This is a genomic window from Cytobacillus sp. GQ23, assembly GCF_059758675.1.
Window position 1 is genome coordinate 179668 of record NZ_JCAXER010000004.1, and the last position, 23690, is coordinate 203357.

9 protein-coding genes are annotated in these 23690 nt (G+C 47.9%); all 9 read left to right on the plus strand.

Annotated features, from left to right (window positions below; all coding sequences use genetic code 11):
* The first annotated feature begins 21 nt into the window (after positions 1-21).
* The 9 genes from AC6CHU_RS05345 to AC6CHU_RS05385 all read left to right on the plus strand — a co-directional run bounded on the left by AC6CHU_RS05345 (position 22) and on the right by AC6CHU_RS05385 (position 23682).
* Positions 22-771 carry a hypothetical protein gene (locus tag AC6CHU_RS05345; protein WP_498120595.1) on the plus strand — a complete coding sequence of 250 codons (750 nt, stop codon included), beginning with the start codon at positions 22-24 and terminating at the stop codon, positions 769-771.
* 69 nt (positions 772-840) lie between these two features.
* Positions 841-1359, plus strand: coding sequence for a virion structural protein (locus AC6CHU_RS05350; RefSeq protein WP_498120597.1), 519 nt, complete (start codon positions 841-843; stop codon positions 1357-1359).
* A complete protein-coding gene (locus tag AC6CHU_RS05355) occupies positions 1356-2237 on the plus strand; it encodes a hypothetical protein (protein WP_498120599.1) in 882 nt (293 codons plus the stop codon). The genes AC6CHU_RS05350 and AC6CHU_RS05355 overlap by 4 nt, the downstream gene beginning before the upstream one ends.
* 73 nt (positions 2238-2310) lie before the next feature.
* Positions 2311-2871, plus strand: coding sequence for a hypothetical protein (locus AC6CHU_RS05360; protein WP_498120601.1), 561 nt, complete (start codon positions 2311-2313; stop codon positions 2869-2871).
* A 42-nt stretch (positions 2872-2913) separates the two neighbouring features.
* Positions 2914-3708, plus strand: a complete 795-nt coding sequence (locus AC6CHU_RS05365) for a hypothetical protein (RefSeq protein ID WP_498120603.1) — start codon at positions 2914-2916, stop codon at positions 3706-3708.
* Between the two features lie 14 nt (positions 3709-3722).
* Positions 3723-9821, plus strand: a complete 6099-nt coding sequence (locus tag AC6CHU_RS05370) for a hypothetical protein (RefSeq protein ID WP_498120605.1) — start codon at positions 3723-3725, stop codon at positions 9819-9821.
* 11 nt (positions 9822-9832) lie between these two features.
* A complete protein-coding gene (locus AC6CHU_RS05375; RefSeq protein WP_498120607.1) occupies positions 9833-16744 on the plus strand; it encodes a hypothetical protein in 6912 nt (2303 codons plus the stop codon).
* Positions 16745-16755: 11 nt separating this feature from the next.
* Positions 16756-23208, plus strand: coding sequence for a lysozyme family protein (locus AC6CHU_RS05380; RefSeq protein ID WP_498120609.1), 6453 nt, complete (start codon positions 16756-16758; stop codon positions 23206-23208).
* 12 nt (positions 23209-23220) lie between these two features.
* Positions 23221-23682: a hypothetical protein gene (locus AC6CHU_RS05385; RefSeq protein WP_498120611.1), complete on the plus strand. Its 462-nt coding sequence runs from the start codon at positions 23221-23223 to the stop codon at positions 23680-23682.
* Positions 23683-23690: the final 8 nt, after the last annotated feature.

The window sequence follows — 23690 nt, forward strand, 5'->3', positions numbered from 1 at the left end:
CAAAGGGAGTGAATATTCACTATGTTCAATAACGAGGAATATACTCGCACGTTTACCAGCTTCTCTGGAGCGGATATCGTGGCTTCATTCAACGGACGTGTAATTGGTGAGCTTCAAGCAATCTCTTACTCTGTTGCTCGTGAAGTAGCGCCTGTTTACACAATGGGTTCTCCTGATGCTCGTTCTTTCTCTCGTGGAAAGCGTGGCATTTCTGGAAGCCTAGTATTTGTCCAGTTTGACCGGGATGCGCTAATGGAAGAAATGCGTAAAGAGTACCAAGGTGCTCCAAAAATGCAGAAATTCCAACAGTGGAGAACGAACGTAGGAGAGCAGTTCGGCAATGCCGGCCTGGAAGATCAGATCTTAAGCGGATTGAAATCTACTTCTGCAAACGGTGCTAACACATACGGCATCAACACATGGAATGAGCAGATGACAAAGCTTGGTTATGGCCAGGCAGGAAACGGACAGTTCGATGCATTCAATGCAGTAGATATGTTTGTTCCTGAATATGCTGACCAGTTAATGCCATTCAACATCACGATTTCCATGGCAAATGAATATGGCCAGCGTGCAGGCATGGAGTTATACGGCATCCAGCTTCTGAATGAAGCATCTGGATTCTCTGTAGATGATGTCATCACGGCGAAGGCTTATACATTCGTTGCTCGTAAGATCAAAGGAATCGAAGCGAAGAACGCTCAGGTTCAGACTGGCGGAGCTTCTGCTAATGTATCAGGCGGCCAGACTTTCGGTGGTTTGACTCTTTAATCAAATAAGAAACAGTGAATAGGGACAGCACATGCGGCTGTCCTTTTTTTAAGATAGGGGGATATTCTGTTGCTACAAAACTATCAAAAAACATATAACTCCTATGCAGGAACAGATATGGTGTGCAGCATCAACGTGCCAGGCAGGGGGCCAGTGGTGTTCGGTGAACTCTCTCAGCTTTCGTATTCTGTATTCAGAGAAAATGTGCCCGTTCGAGCACTCGGGCGAGTGAGCGGGAAAGGCTACACACGAGGCATGAGAACCATTACCGGCATTATGGGATTCACCGTGTTTGATGAGTCCATTGTGTATCGATGCATGCAGGAGATCAAAGAACAAGGCTACCGGATGCTGATGGATGAAATGCCGATCTTTGACGTAACAGTTTCAATGGCAAATGAGTTTGGTGCGCAATCACGCATGATGCTGTATGGAGTGAGTACATACACAGAGGGAATGATCATGAGTGTAGATGACATCATGACACAGAATGTGTATGAGTTTTATGCGTTGGATATTGATCCGATGCATCGAGTCAATGAAGAAAAGCCATTAGGTTACACCACAGGGAGGGGCGTAATTCTATGACAACCAATAAAGGATACTTTCCAAAGGGCTCTGCTCCTTACGGGAAACGGCTTGCTCCCCGTAAAGATAGCTATGCCCGGCCCGCAGACAACCGGGTGGAATATCAGATCTTCAGCTCGGACTATTTTTCCGGTGCAGATGTAAAAATCTATTTTGGGGACATTTGGGTGGATGAAATTACGAATCTTGCTTTTCAGCTGCAGGAGAACGTCATGCCGATATATGGCTACAATTCATATACCTATGATACCGTTGCCAGGGGGAGACGCCAGGTAAATGGCATGTTTACCCTGAACTTCACCACTGTCGGCTATTTAAATGAAATTCTGGCAAATGCCAATGCCATCTTCTATGCCCTTGAGCAGGGAGAGAAGAAAGGGTTAGTGAAGCCTTCTTATTATGAGAATATGAAACTGGGAGACATCCTTGCAAAGCTCGGCAAGCGATCCTTTGATCAGATAGCAGACGAGTATGAGCAGGCCATTTGGGGAACGAAGCCAGACACCAATGAAGCGTACCTCGGCTATGCAGATCGCCCATACTTTAGACAGGATGAGTTAGGGTTTGATATACGCATTCAATATGGGGCTGTCTCCGAAGCGACCGGTTATGTGAACGGACGATTCTATCAATCTGCCAAGGAGGAACCTCCTAACATGACCGTTGATGTCCTAAATGGGGTGCAGTTAACAGGGATGTCTAAATCCATGGGTACCGACCAGGCAGGGGCGCCTATTCTTGAACAGTACTCTTTCATCGCCAGAGACTTCAATGGTGTGGGTATGGCTCAGATGGCCCGGATGAAAAAAGGGGAGCAAGGAAGTTCAGGGGACATCGAGACCGTTTACCGACGGATGCAATATGGCGTGATCAAGTAATTAGTCCTTTCACTGTCAAGAAAAAAGGATTATAATAAAGATATTGTAATGCATTACGCAGGGAGGAAAGAAAATGAGCACAAAACAAGCGAAGATGGCTTCCAGTCACGATCCAATCCTTGAAGCCTTCGAAGAAACCAAAGGGGAACAGCTGGATCTATTAGATCTTGCAGAGGAAAAACAGGTGGAGCCAAAGAGAAGTTCAAGAAAAACACAAGCGAAGAAAAAAGAAGTTCAAGAAGAAGTTCAAAAGAGATCCGCCATTTTTACAGGAGTAGATGGTGTTGAGTATACAGAAGACGAGTGGCATTCACCAGTGGTTCCGAATGGTCCGACTCGTATGGAAGTAGAAGAATGGAAAGAGCGTCACGGCAATGTTTACTTCACCCCATATGACAATGAAGTGTATATTTGGAGAGCACTGCGCCGACCAGAATACAGAGAAATCATTCGTGACACTACTCTCAACGCCCTTGATCGGGAAGAGCTGTTCACAGAAAAATGTGTGCTGTATCCACGAAACTTTAACTTAGAGATCATTAAAAAGAGCCGTGCGGGCGTGGCCAGCTTATTATCTGAAATGATTATGGAGAAGTCTGGATTCGTCGCACAGTCTGCTCCAATCAAACTGTAAGCAGGACATTCGTTCTGCTTCATTTTTTATGGAGGAGTCAAAATGATCGATATCAATCAGATAATAGAATGGAAGCAGGCGTACGGTGATATCTATCAGATGGAGATCCTCGAACAGCATTTCATCTTCCGTCCGCTTGGGCGAGAGGAATACAAGGAAATCATCCTGATGGATCTGGATTTGGGAGAGTTTCAGGAGACGATTTGCTTTTCAGCTATGATTTATCCGAATGATTATGATTACACCAAAGGCATTGCCGGTGTGGCCGAAATCTTATCGGATGGCATCCTGGATGCATCCGGACTTCACTTAGGACAGGCAAAAGAGCTGTTGGATTCCTATAGGGAAGAAATGTACAACTATGACTATCAGGTAGATGTTATGATCCATGAAGCATTTCCGGAGTATACCCTTGAGCAGATTGCCACCTGGCCTATTAGAAAAACGATGTTCTACCTGTCAAGAGCAGAGTGGATCCTACAGAACTTAAAAGGAGTTCCGATCCAATTGATTGATGAAACCATTCAGCAGGATCATCAGCAAATAGAGCAGCAGCAGTTCGTCCCTCAAGATCAGATGCCGCCAGAATTTGCTGAACAGATTCCGACTCCTCCTCAAATGGCAGGCAACGAACAACTGGCAGGGGATTTTATGGGAGGAGCTCCTTCTGCTAAAAAGCAGCCACCTGAAGGCGGAATTCAGTCAGAGGAAGAGCTTCTTGCGATGCTTGCCGGAACAGGAAAGGCTGTATCCAAACCTTCAACGGATATGAGCGACATCAAACCGGAACTGAATTGGTTCAGTTATATGGATGAACTCAAAGGAGAATTTGACTAAGGAGGTAGACACTCATGGAAGAAGTGAGATTGGAAGACTATGAAGGCAGGGAAAGACGGACCACTCGATTCTTCCATGACGAGCAGGAACGATCTGAAATGCCGCTTCTTGCAAAGGTTGGAATCGGCATCGCCGTAACAGCAGGCGTCCTGTCAGCTGCCCATCGAACCGGTGCCATGCGTAAGATCGCACAGTTTCTGGATAACGAAGCCAAAGCAAGTGTCCAGGCTGCCCGAGAAGTATGGGACACACAAGGGAATCTTTTCAGAGGAACTGATAAGCTGACTCCCAAAAGAATGAAGGCCATGAAGGATAGCTTCATGAAGAAGCGAGGGGAGATCAAACAGAACCTAGCCTATGCGCCAAAGGATATCCTGAATTCCCGTAAATTCCGTATGGCGGAGGAACTGAACAAAAGAAGGCACTTTCTAGGAGAGATGAAAAGCCAGACGGAGTATACAAGTGGGATTCCTTATACAACGGTAGAAGGTTTTCGACATACAGCCATCTTCGATGACATCCGGAAGAACTCCGGCATGTCCAGAAGTGCAGTGGACGAATTAGAGAAAGCCGTCAACCGTGGTTACGAAGGGCGACGCCTTGGCATCTTGGATTACGGAACAGATGAACAGCTGAAGCTGATGCTGAAGAAACATGGCAAAGGCATTGATACAAGTAAGGCATTAGATGTCTTGACGAAAGCCCGGGAAAAATACAGAGGCAAGGATTTCGTCCCTAATCATCCAGAAGTCATGAAAGTGGTCGAAGGGATGACGAAGAAGTTTGAAGATGCGACTGCTCTTCATATGCAGAATGCCACGAGAAAAAACAACAAGTTCAAATCCTTTGTGATCGGCCATGAGCAGGCCACCGTCCAGGACATCTTGGATATGCATAAAGCTGGAAAAATACAAATCAACAAAGACCTGGAAGCAGAGATCAATGACGTGATGAAGCGGAACAAGAGCTTTGCAGAAGCGGTGTTTGATGAAGACCTGTATCTGGTCAAGCGTAACGGTGAGATTAATGGTCTTATGGATTACAAAGTGTTTAAAGACATGAAACGTTCACAGGCAGACTGGTGGGCCAATACCATACCAGGTGGTCTTATGCGTCTTCGGGATATCCTTGAAGTAAAGCGGGCCAGGGAAGAAGCCAGTATTCGGATCTTCCAAAGGGGAACCACCTTGTCAGCCCTGAACGCTCACCGGGGATTTGAAGCAACAGAAGCATTGAATGAAGAAGTCGTGTTCATGTACGGCAAATTCGTGAAACTGCATGACCCGGATGCTCTGAATGACAGCAAGACAGCCCTGAAAATCCTGAATGAAAATCGGGATATGTATTTGACCACTTCTCAGTTTGGTACGCTTCCAAAGATGCATCGCCATATATCTGGCCTAATGACGGATAACGATAAGAAGAGGAACCTCTTCTCAGAGCTTGCTGATGTCGGGAACCAGGACAAGGATTCTGTGTTTAATCAGTTCTTCAGTATCTTCACGAAGTTCGGCAGCAAGGAATGGGAACGGAATCGGGTCAAGAATGCCATACGAAATGGCTTTGAGTCTCCGGAAGACATGTTTGAAATGAACACCTATTTCAAACTCAACACGCAAGGCTTTTCTCCACGGGTGCTTAATAATATGAAGGATCTGCTTCCACGATCCGTTAATGATTTCCCGCTGCAGGAGTTTATCCGAAAAGACGGATTCAGCTTTTCACGGGATGAGGATATGCTGGAGCTGTTCAAAAAGATCGGAGAAACAGAGAGCAAAAGAAAAGGGGCCACACAGCACTCCACACTGGTATCTCTCTTCAAGCAGTTTGAGCGGGATCCAAACCGGGTGTTGGATCGACGGACACCAATCGGGGAAAGTAACCCGATCATTGGCCATCACACCCGCATTCAGACAGGGATGGATGAAATTAAGCAGCAGACCAGTCTGTACCTCGTCAATGAGATGCTCCTGAAAAGACCAGGGGCCTTCCAGAACATGAGCTATCAGCAGCTGGCAAATAGTTTCAGGCACGAACTGAAAGGCATGCATGCGGACGGGAAGATCTGGAGAGAGGATTTAGAGCAGGCAGAAAGCTTGCTGAATTACAGTATCTTTAATTCCATGGCCTTCAATATGAGGAATAACACGGATGCGGCTGTCACCAACACAGGAAATCTATTCAGACTCGATAAGGACTTTCAGGAAGCTATGCGAACCATGGCTCGAAAGACCAATCCGATGTGGGAACGACACTCGAGCATCAAGCCAGTTAACCAGGTGAATGATGACTACATTGCGATCAATGAAGCTAACCTGGGCGGTGTCTTTAACAAAATCTTCGGCATGGATTCCAAGATGACCGACCGTGTGGATGGGCTGAAGGATCTTGGAAAGCAACTGAGTCCACGCACCGGAAGAGACAATTTAGAAGATGTCACGACTGCCACCCTGTTTGGGAATTACTTCCCGATGTACCGCCTGCAGGACGCATTGGGGAATGCCGGTTTAGGGTTCTCAGATGCTTCCATGGGCAATGCCTATCAGATGTTTAATGCCCTTATGTTTAAACGATTCCTGCCTCTTGTTGGAGGAGTGGAAGCTGTTAAGTATGCAGACTACAAAATGGATCAATGGACAGGAGAAGGGCTGGACGAAAGATGGGAGAATTACAAGGCTAACGCCCGTCTGGGTGATGCGCTGTCTCGAACACAGTATGACATTTATCAAGCCAGAAGAGAGCGGATGCTGCACCCGGGAATCGAGCACTGGGCTGATATGCCAGGCGTTCATATTCCTGGTCTTGGCCCAATCAGCGCAGGAGATATTCTGAATAACACGTTAGGTCCCGTTCTGATGGGTGGAAAAGTGACCCTCCGGGAAGATGACCTGATGACCTATGATGAGACATTGGATGACCTGTACTACGGGGAAGAAGAAGTCCGGAAATCACGCTGGTGGCTGATGGGTTCGAAGTCCGCATATCGTGGAGGACGAATCACAGAGTTTGCGCCAAACAGTTTCCGGAAGGCTCACAGTGACTGGGAATATTCAGGCACAGGCGCTACGGGCGAAGAGTACTGGGGCAATCACTTGCTGCCAACCTTGGAGAACCCGCTTGGGGGACTATCCTTTGCGCTCGGATTAAAAGACCCTTACTGGTATGAGCGCAAACATTATTATGACCGGCCATACATGCTAACAGGAGAACTCTTCAACCCTAACACTATGGCATTTGGTGATATCGGAAATGCTACGATTGGCCGTCTGATTAAGCCGGTAGAAGAGATGCATCCGGAATACTGGGGAGATCCCATTCTGATTTATGAAGACGAAACCAGTCAGCTGGGGCAGCGACCAGATGGACCAGTTCGAACAGAGGTATCTCCTGCGGGAAGAGTAACACACGAAGTGTATGCATCCCCCGAAGAGTATGGAGCGACATACACAGGCGGCACCATGCAGCTGAGTGATGAAGCGCAGGCTGATTTTGAATATCAGAAAGAAGCCTTTAAAAACGATAATTCCCTGGCTTACTATATCAGTCATGAGCATGATGCCGAAGGCAACTTGACGGGAGCCATGTTTGTGCAGGATGCTCAAACGAATGAATCCATCTATGTGCCAGCCAATGTTGCGAAGGAAGATATTCCAAAAGAAAAACTCTTTCAGATGGCCAGGACGGATGCTCCTCAAGGGACCTATGTGAAGGCTGTTGCCTCCGCTTCTGAAGCACCGAGCTATCAGGCTCAAGTCAGCACACAGCCAAGAGCCATGTTTGATGAGGACTTTGCGTACCGGCAGGATATCCAATACCGAAAGATGATGAATATCCAGGATCCCCGAACCGGTGAATGGAGACTTCAGGAAGGAATGGAAAACTGGACAGAACCTCTGGGTGTGTATAAATGGATCATGGGCGATGAAGTATTAGGTCACGATCCGTATACAGGTAGTACCGTTATCCAGCGGGCTGATGCAGCGACAAATTTATCTAATCGATTCTGGGATGCTGAACTGGGCTCCCTTGGCGGACAGATCTCCGAGATTGGCCGTCGTTTCCTCCGAAGGGATGACGGGAAGCTGGACCAGTACAATCCGATCCGGAACACGATGCCTGAATGGCTGCCGGGAGATGATTACTTCATCAACTTTCAAATTGGAGATCCTTACAGCAAACTGCCAAATGGAGAATACCGTTTGCCAGGTGCTGCCTATGAATCTCTGAATGAACTTCATCCGGATGAGACTGGGAGATACGGGGCTTTTGATAAGTTCAAGATCCTAGCGGATGTGGCACCGTTCTCTGATGAATATAACTTCTGGAGCCAGTATCTCTTGGACACGTTACCTGAGGGAAGTGATATGAGGAAAGAAGCCACACAGATTCGAAAGCAAGTGTCAGCCCGAAGGACCAAATATGAGTTCACACCTTATCGGTTCAAAGGCAACGACATTGTAACGGAAGAAGTGACCGTCAAGAAGTTCCTGGATGATTACACCTTCCTGACAGAAGAACTCGGAGACACACCTGTCCGATTGGCAGGGATGCAGTACCGGAAGAAGGCAGAAGGTGTCCTGCAGCAATACTTCCAGGTAGGCGATAAAGTCAAGATTGGCGTAGCGGAAGAAGAAGACAAACGCATCTCACAAGACACGTATGGAACCATGAGGGCTGTCATTTTTAACGAACTCGGCAACATCAACAAGATGATTATCGAGAAGGGAGAAATGGTAGAAGCTCAAAATGATTTCTCTGCAGCCGGTGTACATGCCCGGTTCACTCCGCAGGAAATCAGAAAAGGCGCTAAGTGGGAAGGATGGGCTCATATGAGTTCTCCTCTGAATACGAAGTTCCTGCAAGTGCGAACAGCCTTGGAAGAATACGAGAGAGATCACGTATACGGAAAGGATTGGGCAACCTGGGAGAATTTTATGATGAGTGACTATGTGATACCCACACTGCAAGGATTAGGGCGCTTTGATAATCCTCTCTGGTCTGGAGTTGCCGGTGGAACCACAGGACTCGTGTTAGGCCGATTCTTCTTGCAGGGAGGAAAGACCACCAAGATTGCTGCTTATGCGGGTGCTCTGTTTGGGCTTGGATCCAACATGTTCTTTAAACGGTATGAACAAAAGCATGGAGAAGCCTGGATTCCAGAAGCACGACGAACGGAGAATGAGCTGAATGAATACTTCGACATCCTGAAGTATCTGAAATACGAAGGCCTCTATCAGGCGGCCCGGGAAGAGATTGCCCATCAGACAGGCTATGACGTGGAAGATTTTGCTCAATTGATTGAGGAAAACAAAGCACTAACGAAAGAAAGAAAAGGCGAACTTGAGGCAGAAAAGAAGCAGCTGTTCATCGATCAGCCAGAAGGATGGGAAGAGCGAAGATCTGCCATCAATGCAGAGCTCGAGAAGATCTCCCAGGATAAAGGGGAGCTGTACCTGCCAGAATCCTTCCTGCAGGCCTTGAGCTATAAGGAAGAACGAGACACCACCCTGTATGCCATCGATCCATATGGGGACCGGATGGAACTCATGAAGGCATTCCCTTACAAGGATAAATGGTTCGTGCAGGATTTCATCAATGCAACCGATGAAGAAAAGGAGAAAATCCTTAAGCTTGTGCCGGAGAACCAAAGGAGAATCTACAAGGCCCTATGGGGAATGGGTCTGGAAGATCAAAAGCCGCTTGAGTATTATATGCAGAAATATGACATTCCAGATTGGAATTGGGAGGGCTGGCGTCCTGAGTACAGCCTGGAAGATATCAAAGTCAAAGCCGTTCAGGAAGCAGGCCTCGACATGAGCAGCTTTAACTTCTGGGATGATGACATTGCTGCTTCCCAATATGTTCCGGATCTGCAGGAGGGAGACGGAGGAGGCAATGAATTCTATCAGGAAAGGCCGCCTTCGAATTTCAAAGGGTTTAATGCTTTGAAACAGAACCTCATAAACATCCTGCAGGGGCAGGGGCTTAGGAATGTGAATGTAGTCGTAACACCGAATGTTGGATCTGAAAGTCAGGTGAACTTCACCTATACTGAAGACCGGCAGGATGAAATAGAAGAACACCTCCGTCAATACGGAAGCAGATATGTGTAAGGAGTGAGAGGATGAGCCACAACCTAAACAACGCACCCGAAGATATTCGGGTGAATGTTGTTTTACCGAAACCAAAGGACTTTAAAGTGCTGGCGATGTCAAATCCCTTATTCGTGGATAATGACACAGACAAGAAATACGAAGAACGAATCAGTCCTCACCTGAAGCGAATCAACAAACAGGAAATGGTCCTCTCCCGTGATAAAGGATCACTTCTGTCCGAATATGAAAAACTGATGGCCGCTCGAGAGGTAGTGACGCATAATGGGCAACGGGTCCTGAATCTTTTTCATAACACCAGCAATCGACGTGCGCAGGAATCACTTGACCTGTTCCAGGAATTCTCCAAAACCAAGTCACACTATGTCTTTGACATTGAGACGTTTGGAGATTCCCAGGACAGAAAGAACCCATACGGCATCTCTGAAATATCTCTTAATAAATATAATGCAGCAGGCGGACTCGTAAGCGAAGGCTATAACGGAGTCATCAGACAGGATGAAGATGTCATAAAGGCCCTGGAAGCCAGAATCAATGAGCTCGCAGCCGATAAGTACAAATACAACGGACTGCAGGAGTGGGAAAAACGTTCTCTTGTGGACTTGATGCGCTTTGCTACTTACAAGGAAGACAGCGACAAGAATGCTTTCTCGATGGATGGAGAAATGAAGCACCATTCCATCATTGATTCCGTCTTTGATGATAAGGACCGGGTAGACCACGGGAAGGTCATCCGGGAGATGGATATGTATCTGAAGTACATGCGCTCTGGACTGGAGACAATTGCATCTAAAGGGGATAGCCCTAAAGAAGCGATGGAGAAAGTCGCCAAGATCATGGCGGACAATCAGGATGATTTCTTTCTCTCTTACAACGGAAATTCCTTTGACATGCCAGTCCTGAAGGCCTATGCGGAAAAGCTTGGTGTGAAATGGCCAGAAAAAGTGAAACATCTGGACTGGCTGAGTCTGATAAAATCCACTCATTTGGATTCCGATGTGTTAAAACGAATGGTGAATCCGGAATACGCAGGAACCCAGTACGGCAAAGACAAACAGGCGGCTTGGGTGAGAGATGTGCTTGGCATCGAGGACCAGGGCTTCCACAACGCCAAGATTGATGTCGATAACCTGGCGAAGGTCGTGGCTGCCACTCGAGATCCTCTGGCAACATCCATTGAAAATGCGAAGGTGCCACTGCGGGAAGGGTTTAATTATCATCCAACCCATATGACTTGGAATGCTGACAGTGAGCTTCGAACAGGCCAGACTCTTTTCACAACAGGAGGCATCCAGGCCTATGCGGATGGAGAAGAATCTTTTAGCATGCGTCTGAATGAAGACGGGAAATGGGTGCCAGTGTCTAATGGGTTTAACAAAACGGTTATCAATTCCAAAACCTTTTATCAGTTTGCCGGGCATGAAGTGCTTGAAGACGGGAAGCAAGTGTTTCGTTTTTATGATCCTGAGACCAAGGAAATCTCCAACATCATCCGAAAAGGGGAACACGCCTTTCAGGAGTTGACTGACTTTGTGCAAAGCCGCTTCTATAACTGGGAAAATGTTGATCCGCAGCTGAAAAGGGAGATCAGCCATGCAGCTGAAACCGACCGAGCCCGAAGACGTTATGACCGTTTCTTCGGATTGGATGGCGGCGGCAAAGGGTTGACCGTTTTTGACGGGAAACTCTCTGAAAAAGGAACGATGGGATTCTCGGGATTGAAACGGATGCTTGAGAATCTGGACGTTATGGAGATGCATCTAAACAGCCATGGAGCTGAATACCGAAAGAGAGTGGAAGAGCTTCGTGCAAGCGGCATGTCAGCGGCCCAGGCTAAAGCAGAAGCCCGGTTGATTCGTTCACACGAGCTGATTGGCCAGATGAATTTCAATAGTCTATGGGACGACAAACAAAAGAAATATGTATTCAACACAGCTGAGAAAGATCAATTCTTTAAGATGTTCAATCGTTTGTTTGATGAACGTGATCATTGGAAGAAAGCTGTGGCCAGCATTGATGAAGCGTTCAAAGAGGATATTGATCAGGCGCTCGCCAAAGGGGATGACAGTGAAGTCAGGAATGCCCTAAAGCTGGTCAACCAAAAGAGAGATCAGGCGCTTATGCGTTATTACCAGCAAGTGACAGACTTTGCCGGAACTCCTACACAGCCAGTGGATTTAAAAGAGTTTGAGAGCCACCGGATTCCTTATTTTGATCCAGAAGCCAAAGACACGAGAACCCTTAACTTTGAGTCTCCATCCTCTGCTCAGAGAAGTCTCTATGGGTATGCCAAGCGAGGTGTGGGAGACGGTCCAAACCGAAATGAAGTAATGAGAGAAAAATTGGGCCACCTGCTTGGAAACCTCCGCTCACAGTCCATTGTAAACGATGAGCAATATAAGCAATACATGAGTGTTCTGGCTAACACAGACAGCGTATATAATGCTTCTGGAGAAATTGCTTTAGATATGAGAAACAAAAGCGGCGGTAAGTACGAAACTTCACGGACTGCACCGGCCATGCACTTTAATGATAAGATTCAATCCGTCACACCGGCCATCAACGAGAGCTTTATTGAGAAGGCTATAGAAGACACAAAGAATGCTCAGTTTCTATTTCAGATGGAGGCGGTCAAGGGAAGCAGGCTTGAAATCAGTGAGGGATTAAGGAAGAAACTAGATGTTCTGGATCAGCAGCGTTTCTCGAGGCTGAATCCTCAAAACTTTGCGGCCTTAGAAGAACTCCTTACCAGCATGAAGAAAAATGGGTACAACAAACAATTCACCTTGGCTATGGATCAGGGATCCAGCGGGGTCATGAAGGTGTTTGCTTACAATCCGAAAGACAGCATCAGTGTCAACAACCAGCTGCAAAGAGGCGTCACCCCTACTCAGGCATTGGAGATCAATATGCCTCTTATCAATGAAGCAGGCACACATGCAGTAGGAGGCATGGTGTTAAATGCTCACAGCGTAGCGGTTTATGATGAAGGAAAGGTCAAGATGATTTCCAGTGCCCAGCAGATCGCCAGAGGCTATGCAGCCAACATGAAAAAAATCATGAAAGCGGTCAACGATGGAGATTACGATCAGGCGAATGCACTGGCCAGAAGGACTCTCCGCAATGAAGTCGAGAGAATGTCCGGCATCCAGAGGAATATGGAAGGCGGAGAAAACGACACCTACAAATGGGCCAATAACGCATCAGATGATCGTAAGCAGGCTCATGTCAAAATGGCCAATGCCATGATTGAAGATATGTTCTACAGCGAAAAAGGATACGATGGCATCAAACTCACAATGGATGATTTCTATGACTGGGATGAAGTCGGCTATACCGATGCCTCAACCGGCAAGCCTAAACTTCGAAGAGGTGTGACACTTGAAGATGTAAAGGGAGATACCAGCTACAAGATTCTCATGAAAATGCCGAAATGGGCTGAAGACAAGCTTGGTGAAAAGTTCTACACATCTGGCCTGAAAGCTGAACAGGTGGCAAAAGGAACCATGTCCATGGAAGATGCCAGGCAGATCAGACCGTATGGTTCATTCTACAATCACGGCCGTGACAACCTGGTGCAATATGAAAATGCCTTCTTATTGAATCCGGATGTCCAGGAAGGAATCAACAGGACTGAAGGTGTCAGCCGCTCTTCCTTGATCGCAACACCAAGGCAGATTGAAGAAGAAGCCATCCGTGCCAATCAGACGAGCTTTAATATGAAGACGGCGTACATGACGCAAGATGAGCTTCGGGCGAATGTGAATGGAATGATGGAGACAGAGGATGGCAAGAAACTTCTTGGTGAGCTCGGTTTCTTGGATGAAGAAGGGAAGCTTTACCATGAGAAGCTGCCACGCTTGTATGAACAGCAGGGCATCATCGCTCAAGATGTAGCGGACATGCTTGAAGTCGATAATGAAAAGCGTTTCGCTAAGGGCCTGCAGTTTAAAGTAGCAGATGGCCTGCAGCTGGGTCAGACAATACAGCCAGGCACGACGCTTGGATGGAAGACACATGACAACGGAACCAAAGAAGAGATTGTCTATCAAGGCAATAAAGAGGCCCGAATCATTCAGGGAGTAACCGGCACAGATGACCTAGTGGTTCAGTGGAAATCCGATCCATTCAAGATCATGCTAGATGGAGAGAAGATGACCGATTCACCAGTGGACAGACGGTTCATCGAAGCCTTGACTGGACGAAGTGACATTGCCGCTATCATCAATCCGGATGTAGCGAAGCACCAGGACTTTGGGATGCTGATGTCAGGGGAAGCCCGCTACATGGCAGAAGAAGTTGGAAAATTGACCGGGGCATTGCAGAAGCAGGCCATTGACATCATTGAGTCAGGCGGCATTGGATTAAAGTGGGATGCAAAGAGGAATGGGTTCATCGACAACAGCTTTGGCATGAAGATTGAACGGGATGCCTTTAAAAACATATTTGATGCTTTGAAAGAGAAAGGCATTGAGATGAATCCCGTCACTGATAAAGGAGTGCGTTTCGGAGTATTGGAAGCCCATCTCTCCAAAGTTTCCAATTACAGCCGAGTGGTGGATCACACCGGAAAAGCGGTTCTGGGATTCAAGAGTGATGGATCTAAGATCTATGGAAAAGAAGGCGGGGTCCAATGGGGACATCGTGAAATGGGCGTTCTGAAAAGCTATGGCCGAACAGAAGGTGTCAGCATGGATAAGACCTATGAACATGTGTATCAGACCATGCTTGATAAGTCCAAACGTCTTGATGAAGCCATTGGTGTGAAAGAGTCCCTTCGCTATATAGCAGAAGACGTCGGTGTCAATGTAATGGGGCTTGACGCAACGGACTTTAAGAATCTTCCGGAAATGCACCGCAACCTTCTTATGGAAAATGGAGAAGTGATTGGCGGCTCTTATAAGGGAACCATCTTTGACCAGGATGCGGTTCACCAAATGGTTCAGGGCATGGAAGAACGTCACGGGGCAAATGCAAAAGGCATCATGAATCAGCATGGTTTCTGGCTGAACCTTCCTTCCGTGGAGCGAACGGATAAAAAAGAAGGCAAGATTACCGTACAATCTGGACGTAACACGAGGAAGGAAATCGACCGGATCTTTATCCCGTTCACCAAGATGGATGACACGAACGGAGATGTCCACCTGCGGGATTTGCAGCGACACATCGGAAACATCTATGAAAAAGCCGCAGCTGTGACGAATGCAACGAACATCGATGAAGCAAGAGCCGCTCATTCGGATCTGCAGCGGGCAGCGAACCAGTATGTGAAGCAGTCCTTTAAGGAATTGACATCCTCTAAGGGGATGATGCTGGGAGAAGTATTTAAGACCAGTATGGACACGTCTGCCTCCGGCTTATTTAAACTGATGGATTTTGATACTTCTCAGAAATTCATGGATCGATATGGAGCTGGACAATATACGGTCATCTCTGAAGATATGGCCCAAAAGATGGGTGTCTTCGACAAGTTGAAGAATGGGGAGGAACTGTACACAGCCAATGTGCGTTATCCTACCTTCCATGACGGGGCCATGCAGTTCACGAAACTGAAGATGGCCGACTGGGTGAAAGAAGGAGAGATTCACACCACGTCTTTCTCTTCCATGCTTCAGAATGCCGACTCTGATGGTGACTATTCACACATTGTTGTCGTGGATGATAAAGGTGTTCAGGAAGAATGGAAGCAGGCCCATGATGCTACCGAGAGAAAGTTCCAGGACAGATGGGACGCTCACAGGGCGAAAGAGGATCCTACCTTGCCTGGGTATGAAAACAAGAAAGGCGTAAGCATTCATGAGACTGTTCCAAAGACATCTAAATTTATCCCAAGCAACACCGGAAACAGTGATGAAGAGATGGCAGCCAAGATTGGTAAGATGACCATCGGTCGAGCGTCCAACTTGAACCTCTTCATCCGGCAAGTGGCAGACAAGCACTTCGATGGAACGGTCCGTGACCAGATGCTGGAGTTCGGCCGTGGCCTCGAGCAGAAGTTGATTGATGCGAAGCACGGAGCAAAGCCTGCTGGTCTTGAAATGATTGATGCCATCTATGCAGGGGACTGGAACCGTGCGAAGGATATTGATAACAATTACTTTGACAGCAAGTTCCAGAAAGAGTTCCACATGAATACGGTGGCTCAAGAAATGCCGAATGCGATTAAAGCCATGAGAGAAGGGCTTCGCACACAAGGCTTTAAGTTCGGAACGAGCACGGGAATCAATACAAACTTTGGCATTGATAACCTCATGGCTGTTCTTCACGGCACTGCTGACCCATCTGAGTTTGGAGGCGACAACAAGGCTCTTGCCATGATGCAACGTTACCTTCGAGACTCAGGGATGGACATCCCTGAAGGCGGCACACCGGAGGTGACAACTCCTTATGAACGTCATACGACTCCTTCCATGATAGAAAGAGCAGATACCAGAGGATGGATGAACAAAGCAAAATCATTTGCCAGTGACTCCATCGGCGGCGGAGTCTCCGACTTAAAAGGCAAAGTGGGTGAACTCTGGGACAGTCTGAAAGGCATGAGTGGAAAAAAGAAGGCGATTGCGCTTGGAAGTCTTGCCGTAGGTGGCATCGCAGGGTACAATATTCTTAGTACAGATAAACCTGAAATGCATTACATGAATGAACCTGAACTTCCTTCAGGTCAAGAACAGGCGAATCCAAGAAGACATCCGCAGCCGGCACTTCAGATGCCGTCTGAGTATTCCACCACTCACAATGCCAGCGTCAGTATTTCAGCGACTGGCAAAAGAGCAGGGCAGGAACAGATGTCAGCTGCTGTCACGCAAGGGATGCAGGATACCGGAATGAACGCCGGCCCTACACGAGTCTCCGTGACAACTCGAGATAACACCCAGCAATTGAATCGTCAATGGTACCGGGATAAGGTAAGAGAGAATATATAGGAGGTGAGCTCATGCCAACTGCGTTTAATCAGCGCACCCCATACGGGGGACTGCTTGAGCATCACTTGCGCATAGGGGACATGGAGTTTTATGTGCCCCCTACTGCGATTAGTGTGCATCGACAGATGAAGAACCAGCGTGCGCAGATCCTTCGTGCACGCAACAGCATGACGAAAGAATCTGGCTACTTTGATAGAGTAATAGATATTACTCTATTTTTTCCTGATAGGGATTCTATTAATACAGAGCTCCGGCCGCTACTGGCTCAGGCCAAGAAGTGCCCATTCCTTCCGATTGAGAACAGCTATCTGAATAACATTCACAAGGTGGATGCCATCACGGTGGCGGGTGTGACCGTCCAGACTACACCAGGATTTCCGAATACCCTGCAGGCACAGCTTCAGCTGTATGCCTTCGAACCATATGCCTATATGGCGGACACAGAGGAAAGAACCTTTGATGAGATGTTTGATTGGGATCTATTCAGATGGTATTACAGACGAAACCTGGACCCAGACACCGGAGAGAATTTTCACACTTACTATGAACCTCTTTGGGAAGACTTGGACAGCAGCTTTAAGTTTCGTATAGTCGATGAGTTGCAGCTTCAAGAGATTGAGAACTGGAAGAAAGCAAAACGTTCCTTGATCAAGAAATACATTGAAGAGAAACGGGATAACTTCTGGGGCAATGAGAAACGAGAAGAGAAGTTTAATGAGGAGTACATGCAGCTGTATGGAAAGGCCATTTCAGAATATGATCTTCATTATGAGGATTGGGATATTCCTGGACTGACCTTGACGGATATGTCTGTCAGCTTTGAAAACTCATTGACCTCTGTTCAGATCCAGCATGATGAGTCGCCAACCCATCAATACATGGGGTCTCAGGATACCATTCTGATGGCCCGGTTCACCACCAATAATGATGAGTGCATCGCAAGCTTGGAGTCCCTAGTGCGCAGATCCACTCACTTGATCCGGCAGTATCATAAAGAAGTGGCCAATGGCTTTCTGGAATTTGACCATCAGCTTTCACGCCTGTTTGGCATCCGGAATGTTACCATAGAAGATATGCAGGTCAACACAGTGGAAGGGCAGCCAGGTGTGCATGATGTCACGCTGACGATGATTGCCTACAATCGGATGGAAAAGAAACTGAACGAAGTGGAATGGATGTCCAAGTCCGCTGAATGGAATATCGATCAGTATGAGGATCAAGGATTTTGGAGTTTGCTAACGTCCCTGAACCCGATGGAATGGGGAGACGATCAGGACGAACGAAGCATTCAGGGTGTATTTAAATCAACACCGATCTATCGATGGGGCAAATTCATGGCAGACCGTCCAGCGTTCGAGCGAATGCTGGGAGGCATGAAGCTTCATGGAGCTGGTTTAAACCGAGTGCCGAATGGAGATTTGCTTTCAGAAGATGCCATTAAGCAGATTATTTACGAGGATGCGATGAAAGCGATCCTCCAGGCATCAGAAGTATATCCAGATCTTGAACTGCCATTGTACGAAGAGTGCAAGGAAGCTGGCTTTAATGTTGAAAACACCAACGGTGGCATCTTTGTGGATCCGGACTTCTTCATCAAATACAATGCCGGCACACTGTTCTGGGAAGATCTTTTGAAGAGCATGCAGAATCAGCATGACATCATCCTGCGAGATGGCACAGGCGGGCAGGCCAGTGTGAACGGAAACAGTGTCACGAGTGTGAATGACATCACCAAGAAACAGCAGGAAAAAGCCCGTAAGGAATATGAAGCAGCAGCTGAAAGGAATGGCGGGGACACCACGGAGATTGATTCAAAGCTCGTAGACAAAGAGGACCTAACGCCTGTAGAGATGGAAGCATTGATCCGAGAGAAGGCCCAGGTGTTCAAGATTAATCAAAATCTGCCCGTGGCCTTTGCTCGCTCGATGGATGAAGAGCTGAAGCAATTCTATTCGAAGGGTGTCAATGCCAAGCAAGGCAAGGTCGTCAATCATGCTACTAGCTCACCTGTCATGATGAATCAGCATTTTTCCTTCTTCAAGAACTCAGATGACAGCATTGATGGAGAATACATTGGCGTCATGAAAGTCCGCAAGCATTATGGATCCAATGTGAACCTGCTTGGAAAGAACATTGAATACAATATCGAGACCGGTGTCCGTAAGATGAGTGAGCTTTATAAAGAGCTTGATGGCATCTTCTCGGTGAAGACCAGCCAAGGAAAGCTTCAGTATTCAGAAAAGAATGTATACGAAACCTTTGGCCTCAACAAAAACATTGCCTTTGATAAAGAGAAGGCACGATTTGTTGGTGTGGTCATGCTGTATCTGGGATTTGATAAAGAGTACATGGCTCTAATCAAAGACAACAAACAGCCGCCGAAGAAGCTGGCAAGCCTTGTTCGTGAGATCCTGGCAGAGACTAAGAACCACAAACAATGGAGCAAGGAAGACATCAGCAAGAAAACCAAGAACCTTCCTATAAAAGACTTCAAGACAGCGGCTGCCTCGAGATCGCAAAAGAAAGCAGCTCAAGCGGCGGCAGCAGATGACTTCAACAATGTAGAGAAGGGCATGCTCCATGACATGATCCGCTATGACAAGCGTGGCCGCCTGGTGAGAGCCTTCCCAACCTTCTTCTTGTCATTCATTGATGAAGGGCAATACATCGGGAATGCCAAGCTGTCGGATCAGTTCTTCAATTACAAAGCGGTCATGGACATCATGTACACGAACAGCCGGAAGGAAGCATCAAGTACATTAGTGTTGGAAATGGCCAATGTGTATGGAACACTGGACGATGCAGAGAAAGCTATGGACTTGACACACACCTCATACAGTGAGGTATTCCAGACAGCCTCTCTACCAGGGAAAGTCGCACAAAATGCCGAGCGCTCACGGCAAAGAAATCCGAACTATTACAAGAGCATCATGCTTCGGACAGGCACCCGCATTCATTTTCGGATGGGATATGGATCCAACCCAATGGAGATGCCGACCATCATGAACGGGACGATCACCTCCATCCAAAACAATGGGGAGTCGATTACAGTCGTAGCCCAGGATGACGGCATTGAATTGACTAACAAAATCAGAGCGGATGTCAACGAGACAACGGATGGCGGCTTCTGGACCAATAAGCAAGAGCCAACTGAGATTGTGGACGAGCTGCTTACGGACTCTCAAGGATTCTTCAAGAACCTATGGGCCGGCCTTTCGAATAAGGAGTTCAACAATCACAGTTTGGGGATCATGCACTTTGGACACCAGCAAGCCCCGCAGGGAGTAGGGGAGATTAAGAGTTTCTTCGGTGGCTTCCTTGGCACGGAACTGGTCAGCCCCTCACAAAGCTTCCTTCATAATATTGGAGGTGCCGTTGCCGGGAATCTTTCCAAGATCTTCGGAGGTGGATTCCTGTTTGCCAAGGATGCAAGAACCATTGGCGAAATCAATATGAACGTCTACCAGACAACCGGGCTCACGAATGAAGAGCAGGATCAATGGTGGAACCGAATCAAGGATGCCTTCGGAATCGGCAAAGCGGATGAGCCTGGCATCAACATCAGCCTCTATGATAAAACGCCATGGGACGTACTGAACATTTGCGCTTCCATCGGGGATGATCATGTGGTAGCTGTCCATCCGTTTGGATTCCGTAACACCATCTTCTCAGGAAAGACTTACTTCCCGCTTCATTATGATTACATCGTGCAAGATGAGAAGATCATGGGAACAGCGGTCAAACCATTTAGGCAATATCATGTCTATGATAGTGTGAGCTCCATTATCGACAATACCATCACAACGACGGAAGAAAACATGAGAACGGTGGCGGTTGGGGTTTACATGAACGAAGGGGAAATGGATACCACGTCTCCGGTGTACGTGGATACGAATATCTGGCCAGAGAAGCAGCGAGTGGTGAATGTCGATACGACATTGAATGCGCAGGGCATCCGCCTCCTCGAGAATCCGGTCGCTAACTTGCCAGGCATCAACCTCGTCACGAATATGCTGAACAAGCCATTCAAGTGGTATTACGATGAAGGAGTGGCCATTAAGATGACAGCCCGGGCACTAAGCGATTATGTCCGTGATATGTATGATGGCTACTTAACCGTTATGGGAGATCCTTCTGTAAAACCGTATGACCAGATGTGGATCAATGATACACACAACTCGATATCCGGACCTGCCGACGTAAAAGAAGTCACGCAGATCATGAACCATCAGATGGGCTACATCACGATGATCAAGCCGGATGCGGTTGTGGTTAACAGTGATAAGAAATCCATCACAGCCGGAATGGCAGCCATGCATATGGCCGGGACCGCTCTTAGTGTATGGGGCCTCCGCAAGCTTCTGAACACGACAAAGTATGCCGGCAATGCACCGATCCTGAATGCCTTGTGGTCTGTTACAGCTAATAGTGCGAGCCGCTTTAAGCAGCGTTTTGATACAAGTAAGCTGAATCCGAAGAACCTGAGAGACCGGCTGACTGGGAAGAAGCCAAAGAATGCAGCTGCTGTGAACCAGCGTTCGGCACTCAGGAAGAGCATCGGAGTTAAGGCATCCGACTCAGCCAGGTGGGCAAAGAATGGCATGCTGAATCAGCTGCAAAAGGTGACAGGTACAGCAACCAGCGGTGCTCTTGATGTCCTGCTCAAAACAGCCAATAAGTTTGGCCTCGATGCAAACGACTTCGCCAAGCTGAGGGCAAAAGGAAGCGCCTTGATGGCAATGGGTCAGCGGAACTTATCAAAAGTATTAAAAGGGGTCAAGACAGCTGGCAAGGCTTTATGGGGCGGCCTGCATCTAGCGGCAGGCCCTATTGGATGGATTGCGGCAGCCGTGGAGGCACTTGCTTTTCATCTCATCACCTCCACGGTCGGAGAGTTTATTGAAAGATGGCTCTTCCAGCGCCAGGCCTGCCTGATCTCTCCTTTGACCAAGAGCGGCCTGGAATTCACCGCAGGCATCAATGGCCATAAGGGATCGGTCGTAGGAGACTCCCCGGACTTCTGGCAGAAGACATTGACAGAGGGATTCGGTGGAGTGATCATGGGCTTCCTCGGCGTGGATGCTTGGCAATTCAGCCAGGCAGGACGAGAGGGAGGTGCCAACGCCAAAGCGGGTTCAGACACGAACGGCATCACCAGGGGTCTGCTGGAGCAATTCCGGAAACCGGTGCCAACGATTGAAAACCTGGAAGACCTCTATGAAGAAGACCGAAAAGCAGCCCTGAAGCAAACGAACAAACGCCTAGAGCTCCTGGCTTCTCGGGAAACGAAAGCGGTCCACGAGGATGAGCAAAACACCTGGGAGGATTGGAAGAACAAGATCGGTGATTGGTTCGGAAACCTGTGGGATAAAATCAAAGGACTCTTCAGCAGCAGCAGCGGCAGTGGTGTGTGCACACCAAAAGGAGATGTTCCACTTCAAGGAAAAGCGAAAAACCTGTCGAGCTACTTCAAAGTACTGGGTCCGAAACTGGAAGCGGAAGCCAAAGCGCAGGGACTTGGACCGTACGTGGAGATCATCAAAGCCAAGGTCATGCAGGAGTCGGGCGGAAACTATGTCCGGTATCCGGATGTCATGCAGGCTTCAGAATCCCTTGGCAAGCCGATTGGCTCCATCAAGAATGTGGATGAATCCATCCGTCAGGGAATCAAGTACTTTGGTGAGATCATGAAGAAGTGTAACGGGGATATCAAGATGGCTCTCCAATCATACAACTACGGCAAAGGTTTCATTGACTACTGTATGAAGCGGGGAGGCAAGTACACGAAAGATCTGGCCTATAGCTTCGCAGAAGAGCAGGTCAGGAAGATGGGCCGCAAGATTTCCCGGATACCGCCAGGATACGGAGATTCCAGTTACGTCTCTCATGTGCTTCGCTACTATGACGGCAATCTGCCAGATGTCGAGTGTGAAGAAGGATCAGGCGGGGTGACAGGCGGAGCCAGCAGCTGTCCTTCTGTAACAGGCAGTGCAGGCAAGGCGAAATACCGCACCTCAACTGGCAAGGAACTGACGGATTTAAAGAACGTTCCCAATGCGCCATTTGGCATAATCATTGTAGGCGGCACCAGCAAGGTTCGTCCGGGCACAGCCGAAGCATTAGTGGCAGCCCTGAAGACCTATGGCAAGAAAGTCAATGTCACCAGCGGCTGGCGACCAGGGGATCCGAACTGGCACGGCACCGGATGGGCTGTGGATTTAGACACACCCAACACCATGAGGATGATTGGCGGCAAGATGCGATTCCCGAATGGATCTGATAAAGAGAATGCCCGCAAGCTCACAGAAGCCTGCATCCAGGCTGGGTTCCGTGGCCTCTATTTCGGAGATTGGGATATCGTTCAGGAGATGAATAAGAAATATGGATCTGGCACCGTCACGTATGACCCGGGCGGACACTGGAATCATTTGCACTGTTCTTATCCTGTCTGTAAAAAGAAATAAGGGGATGATGAAATGGGGCATGTTGAAAGCAGCCACTTTAGACAGAACCTCCACAACCAAGGTGCCGAGAGAGCTTCCGAGCGAAGCTCTTTTGGCCACATTGGCAAAGTAGCCTTCTATCACGGAAACACTACGTTCTGTGAGTGTGGGGCAACAGACACGGAGGGAAATATACGGCACCCAGAAGGAGCTAAAACCAAGCTTCCTCCTGAAGAGAGGCACACCGTGGATGTGGATGTTCTTCTCGGAAACAAGATGCAGCGCCTGTATTCCGTACCATGCTTTGTGTATTCGCAGGGGCTGATTGATAAAGGCTTTAAGAAAAATGACAGGGTGTTTATCCAATACGTCAATGGCGATCCGAAAATGCCGGTGGCAACCGCCTTCTACCGGGAGCCTGGCCAGTTGGATTTATTCTTTAACAATATGAAGTATCGGGTGGCAGAGTTCTTTGATGACCTGCTTCCGGGGTAAGGAGGATC

Excerpts from the sequence above, each read along its gene's own strand:
- AC6CHU_RS05345 (WP_498120595.1), top strand. The coding sequence starts at position 22 with ATGTTCAATAACGAGGAATATACTCGCACGTTTACCAGCTTCTCTGGA.
- AC6CHU_RS05355 (WP_498120599.1), top strand. The coding sequence starts at position 1,356 with ATGACAACCAATAAAGGATACTTTCCAAAGGGCTCTGCTCCTTACGGG.
- AC6CHU_RS05360 (WP_498120601.1), top strand. The coding sequence starts at position 2,311 with ATGAGCACAAAACAAGCGAAGATGGCTTCCAGTCACGATCCAATCCTT.
- AC6CHU_RS05365 (WP_498120603.1), top strand. The coding sequence starts at position 2,914 with ATGATCGATATCAATCAGATAATAGAATGGAAGCAGGCGTACGGTGAT.
- AC6CHU_RS05370 (WP_498120605.1), top strand. The coding sequence starts at position 3,723 with ATGGAAGAAGTGAGATTGGAAGACTATGAAGGCAGGGAAAGACGGACC.
- AC6CHU_RS05375 (WP_498120607.1), top strand. The coding sequence starts at position 9,833 with ATGAGCCACAACCTAAACAACGCACCCGAAGATATTCGGGTGAATGTT.
- AC6CHU_RS05380 (WP_498120609.1), top strand. The coding sequence starts at position 16,756 with ATGCCAACTGCGTTTAATCAGCGCACCCCATACGGGGGACTGCTTGAG.
- AC6CHU_RS05385 (WP_498120611.1), top strand. The coding sequence starts at position 23,221 with ATGGGGCATGTTGAAAGCAGCCACTTTAGACAGAACCTCCACAACCAA.